The following is a 4922-nucleotide window of genomic DNA, read 5'->3' as shown; positions in this document are numbered from 1 at the left end:
TTTTTATGTTTTAAACGCTTGACAAGCGAAATTCAGCTGCTTTTAATGCAACTAACTTACGCTGCAAATGTTTAAGAAATTTACTAAGCAGAAAAAAAGACAAAGAATCCCCGAGTTAGCTAGTCTTTTACTATCTCTGTCGAGTATTGGCATTTTTTGATGTCTTGTAACGCTTTATAAGCGCGTTCAGCTTATTTAGATAAAAATCTAGATGTAGATGAAGTTTTGTAAAGACACACAGTATCTATATACTGCAAAAAATTGAACACAAGACGCCGATACATTAAGTAATCCTTACCTTTTAATCTGCAGATTGGCGAAAGCGAATACAATAGCTTCACCATCATGATAAGGGGGCTGGCGAGGTTTGTCAAGCAAGTTTTTTGTTTCTGCGGACTACCTAGATTAATATTATATAGAAGGTTTGCTGCCAATAAAGCCTAAACTTACCAAATACATTTCTGTAGATTCAGATCTACTTGACTTTGGTTTAAAGTATTTTACTGTTTTAAACATTTTTTTTAGCTCGTTACAAAAATCTTTATCAGATTCTCCTTGGAAAATTTTTACTACAAACGTGCCACCATGGCTCAAGAAATGCTTTGCAAAATTGAGCGCTGCCTCACATAAAAGCATAATTCTGATATGATCCAACGATTTTAAACCACAAGATTCGGGCGCCATGTCAGATAAAATTACATCAAATTTTTGATCCTTGAATTTTTCTCTTAAAATTTCAAACTCATTGATAATATCACATTGTATAAACTCTACTCCATTAATTGCGTTCATTGGTTTTATGTCAAGAGCAACCACATTTGCACCTTTCTGAGATGCAACTTGTGACCATCCACCAGGAGAAGCACCAAGATCAATAATTTTTTGCCCTTCTTGGAATAATTTAAATTTGTTATCCATTTCTACCAGCTTATATGCTGAGCGTGACCTATAACCATCCTTGCTAGTTTTTTGCACATACTGATCATTCAAATGACGATGTAGCCACCTTGTTGAAGATAGTTTTCTGCCTCTAGCCGTCTTTACTCTAGTTTTTATTGCTAACACCCTACTTATTATTGATTACATCTTTAAGCTCTTTTTCAACTACTTCTTTTACCAGTGCATGTAGATATTTATTCAGCCATTCTGAGAGCTGAGGTTTTAAAAGAGATGTAACTAATTCTTCAACAGTAAGGTTCGCTTTTTTTTGTTGTTTGTGCTGTAATTCGTTTTGCATTTTTCCAAGCAACGCTTTGATCTCTTCCATATTCTCTTTTAAAATTAGATGATCGTTATTTTGCGCTTGTAAGCCGCTATCACTCGCTTTGTTATTACTCATCTGGATATTATCGTACAAATAAATATCCTTTTTTTCTTCTGAATTGTAGCTATGGCCATTAAATTGGTTATTGTTGCAAGCCATTTCCTCACTTTGGTCATCATTATCAATGTCCTCTTTTTCATTATTTTCTTTTTTGCCATCTTCTTCTATTTCTTCTGGATACCCTTCCTCAAGGTATAGCACATCATCATTTTCATCCTTTATTTCTGCTTTATCGTTACTCGCGTTTTTACCCGATATAGCTTTTTTTATATCTTCTAGGATATCTTTTACAGATTGATTGCCTTGTTCATCATGCATAGTGCTAATACCATTAAACTTAGAGGTCTATACTATTTATCATAAAAAGCAAGTTGTAAACACTAATCACATAATTGCTTTTTGCTTCAACTAAGTCTGAACGTGCTTTAAATAATGCATCTTCAGTGTCCAAAAGGTCAGATGTACTCTTTAAATTTAAGTTTACTTCTTGCTCAACTCCTTCCAATGCTAGAGCTGCTGCTTTTTCCGCTTCTTGACTTGCTTTGATAATGGCCTTTGCTGTCAACACATTATTCCAAGCATTTACAACTGCTTGTTCTATATTTTTTACCGTTTCATAATAATCGTAGGTAGATTTTTTTGCATCCATTTTAGCTTTACTGACACCAAAAGCATTAACTCCTCTCTTAAAGATTGGAACATCAAGAGTAAAAACTACATGAACATTTTCTAATAGTTTGTCTACCTTCATACCATCCTCCCCAAAATTTTTGCTTGCACTTAGATTTAAAGAAGGAAGCCACTTGGAGCTCTCAGCAATCACTTCCATTCCGGCTGCTCTTTTTTGATAAACTGCTGCTTTTAGAGACAAATTATTGGTTTTTGCTAACTGTAAACATTCATTTAGCTCTGGAACAGAAGGTAGTTTATCATTAGCTTCAGAAAGGTCATCAGCATCTTCGCCAATCAAATGGTAATAAGCAATATTTACCAACTTTAATTTACCTTCAGCATCAACTCTTTCGGATATAGAAGACGAAAATTTTGCTTTTGCTAACAAAACTTCAGCATTGGTTACCTCTCCAAGGGAAAAGCGTTTTTTCATAGCTGACAAATGTTCCAAAGAAACGCGTTCTTTATGTTCTCTGAGCTTTAACATTTCTGTCTTTTGTAAAACATTAACATATGCTTTCACAGCATTAAGTGCAAGCTCTTGTTTTAATCGCCGAAATCGCATCTTTTCTGCTTTGAGAAGATGGCTTGATCGACTGAATGTGGCAAAGGTACCACCGCCATCGATTAATTTCTGGCGCAATGTAAGTTTTTTTTCAGACGTATCAAGATTAAAGTTACTACCGAAATTGTATTGCAAATTAATGTCAGGTAAAAATCCAGCTAACCCAGAAGATTTATAGTGTTTTTCTGCGCTTTTATATTGGTAAAATTGAGACTTTATTTTTGAGCTATTTTTGATGGCTTTGCTTATCACTTCTCCCACATCGGTTGCATAGCAACTTATAGTATTAAAAATGATCGCAAGTGTGATAATCAATCGAAACATTCTAATTCCTATGCATGTTGGTTGCGCAGCCCAACTACTAACATAAATTACTTTAATAATCAATAACTAATATTGTTGACACTATTGAGAAATTAAGTATATCATAGCTCACTATTGTTGGATCAAATAATGAAGACTTTTTTCTTAAAGGAGAAACAAATCAATAAAAAGTGGTTTGTCATAGATGCAGAAGGATTAGTGGTAGGGAGGCTTGCAGCATTTGTAGCGACACTATTACGCGGAAAGCATAAACCCGAGTATACACCTCATATGGATTGTGGCGATAATGTAATTATTATCAACGCAGAAAAGGTGCATTTCACCGGAAAGAAGCTTAAAGATAAGATTTACTATAAGCATACAGGTTATTCTGGTGGTTTGAAGAAAACTACTCCAGATAATATTTTAAATGGCAAATTTCCTGAGCGTGTAATAGAAATGGCAGTGAAAAGGATGCTTGATGATGGGCCTATGGCACGTAGACGCTTTGAGAATTTGTATGTTTATTCTGGTTCAGAGCATAAGCATCAAGGACAGCAACCTGAAAAGATAGATTTCGCCTCTTTGAATCGTAAAAATAAAAAGTAATGGAGTAAAAATGAAGAGTTCTACAATAAATAACAATGATTGGTCAGAAAAGACAATTGAATCAGCAGTTGATTCGCTTGGTCGTTTATATGCTACAGGCCGAAGAAAAGAATCTGTAGCAAGAGTATTGATAAAGCCGGGGAGTGGAAAATTTAGTGTTAACAAAAAAGGCGATCTAATTTCTTATTTTAAAAGAGAGTCAGTGTGCCAAATAGTAAAAATGCCATTTGTTGCAACTTCCACATTGGATAAATACGATGTATTTGCAACTGTAAAAGGTGGAGGGCTATCTGGTCAAGCAGGTGCTCTAGCTCATGGAATAAGCAGAGCTTTAAGTAGTGTAAGCCAAGATTTGCATTCTATACTACGTAATGGTGAGTTCTTAACTAGAGATTCACGTGTTGTTGAACGTAAGAAATATGGTCAACATAAAGCTCGGAAAAAGTGTCAATTTTCTAAGAGATAGTTATTTTATAGGGGGTGTTTTTTTGTAAGTATTATACAAATATTTGCAAAAATTGTATGATATCCTCTATTTTTGTGATGAATTTAGTTGACTATCGGTGTCAACATAATATGCTATTTATGTGATTTTTTCAACATTAAGGTAATTTATGAGTAAAGAAGATATAATAAAACAATTAAAGGAAGATTGTTCTAGTCAGAATATAGATATAACAAAATCTGATTTGAGCAAGATTCATGATGCGTTTATTAAAATAATAAAGAATGAGCTGCATGGGAAAGGTGAAATACGTTTGCATGGAATAGGAACATTTTCTACTGCTATCAGTCAGGAAAAACAATGTCGTAACCCCCAAAGTGGTCAGATCATGACTGTTCCTAAAAAGACAAGGGTAAAATTTAAAGCAAGCCAAACTCTTTTAAGTATTTTAAATGAGAAGGAAAAAGCAGCAGTTAGTTAGACATTGTCATTTTCATTGTTTTTACTACGCTGTGTAAGCCGTAAAATACAGCTTCGCTAATTAAATAGTGGCCTGTGTTAAGAGCTGAGATGTGAGGTATTCTTGTCATCTTCTTAGCGTGTTTATAAGTTATGCCATGTCCTGCGTGGCATTCTATTCCTAATTTATTGACGTACTCTGCAGCATTAGTAATTAACTGTAACTTTTTTCTGATGGATTATCACAGTAATCCCCTGTGTGAATTTCTATTATGTCAGGTTTTGTCCCTAGCTTTTCAAGATATTTTAGTTGATCAATATTTGGATCGATAAACAGTGAGACTTTTATGCTAGAGCTATGCATTTCCTCTATTATACTAGAAAGTTTACTGTGCATATTCACGATATCCAGGCCACCTTCGGTTGTTAATTCTTCTCTTTTTCTGGTACTATACTAATCGAATAGGGTTTTACCTTTTTTGCTATTTCAAGCATTTCTTCCGTGGCTGCAATTTTCAAGATTTAGCTCAGTGCTAATGCTTTTT

General features: G+C 34.3%; 6 protein-coding genes and 1 pseudogene. 3 read left to right on the top strand and 4 right to left on the bottom strand.

Annotated elements, in window-relative coordinates; all coding sequences use genetic code 11:
- Positions 1 to 411 precede the first annotated feature (411 nt).
- The 3 genes from WGMM_RS02585 to WGMM_RS02575 all read right to left on the bottom strand — a co-directional run bounded on the left by WGMM_RS02585 (position 412) and on the right by WGMM_RS02575 (position 2885).
- Positions 412 to 990 (bottom strand): RlmE family RNA methyltransferase, encoded by a 579-nt coding sequence (locus WGMM_RS02585; protein ID WP_010962344.1) that lies wholly within the window; start codon positions 988 to 990, stop codon positions 412 to 414.
- A gap of 76 nt (positions 991 to 1066) precedes the next feature.
- Positions 1067 to 1642 (bottom strand): PopZ family protein, encoded by a 576-nt coding sequence (locus tag WGMM_RS02580; RefSeq protein WP_038249581.1) that lies wholly within the window; start codon positions 1640 to 1642, stop codon positions 1067 to 1069.
- Positions 1643 to 1661: 19 nt separating this feature from the next.
- Positions 1662 to 2885, bottom strand: a complete 1224-nt coding sequence (locus tag WGMM_RS02575; RefSeq protein WP_038249580.1) for a TolC family protein — start codon at positions 2883 to 2885, stop codon at positions 1662 to 1664.
- A 129-nt stretch (positions 2886 to 3014) separates the two neighbouring features.
- On the opposite strand from WGMM_RS02575, the gene rplM reads away from it, so the two are divergent.
- The 3 genes from rplM (at position 3015) to WGMM_RS02560 (ending at position 4399) form a co-directional block, all read left to right on the top strand.
- On the top strand, positions 3015 to 3473 hold the full coding sequence (gene rplM / locus WGMM_RS02570) for a 50S ribosomal protein L13 (protein ID WP_010082596.1): 459 nt from the start codon (positions 3015 to 3017) through the stop codon (positions 3471 to 3473).
- A gap of 10 nt (positions 3474 to 3483) precedes the next feature.
- Positions 3484 to 3939: a 30S ribosomal protein S9 gene (gene rpsI, locus WGMM_RS02565; RefSeq protein WP_038249579.1), complete on the top strand. Its 456-nt coding sequence runs from the start codon at positions 3484 to 3486 to the stop codon at positions 3937 to 3939.
- A gap of 148 nt (positions 3940 to 4087) precedes the next feature.
- Complete coding sequence (locus WGMM_RS02560; RefSeq protein WP_010082594.1) at positions 4088 to 4399, top strand: HU family DNA-binding protein; 312 nt, start codon at positions 4088 to 4090, stop codon at positions 4397 to 4399.
- Here WGMM_RS02560 and WGMM_RS02555 read toward each other — a convergent pair.
- Positions 4392 to 4922, bottom strand: a pseudogene (locus tag WGMM_RS02555) (pyridoxine 5'-phosphate synthase); the annotation flags it as partial. The gene WGMM_RS02560 and the pseudogene WGMM_RS02555 sit on opposite strands and share 8 nt — an antisense overlap.

The sequence above is a fragment of the Wolbachia endosymbiont of Glossina morsitans morsitans genome (assembly GCF_000689175.1).
Classification (GTDB): Bacteria; Pseudomonadota; Alphaproteobacteria; order Rickettsiales; family Anaplasmataceae; genus Wolbachia; species Wolbachia pipientis.
Note: the sequence above shows the minus strand (reverse complement) of the source record. Positions and strands in the feature narration are given on the sequence as shown.

Coding starts and splice junctions, on each gene's coding strand:
- WGMM_RS02575 (WP_038249580.1), bottom strand. CDS start 2,885: ATGTTTCGATTGATTATCACACTTGCGATCATTTTTAATACTATAAGT.
- rpsI (WP_038249579.1), top strand. CDS start 3,484: ATGAAGAGTTCTACAATAAATAACAATGATTGGTCAGAAAAGACAATT.
- rplM (WP_010082596.1), top strand. CDS start 3,015: ATGAAGACTTTTTTCTTAAAGGAGAAACAAATCAATAAAAAGTGGTTT.
- WGMM_RS02560 (WP_010082594.1), top strand. CDS start 4,088: ATGAGTAAAGAAGATATAATAAAACAATTAAAGGAAGATTGTTCTAGT.
- WGMM_RS02580 (WP_038249581.1), bottom strand. CDS start 1,642: ATGCATGATGAACAAGGCAATCAATCTGTAAAAGATATCCTAGAAGAT.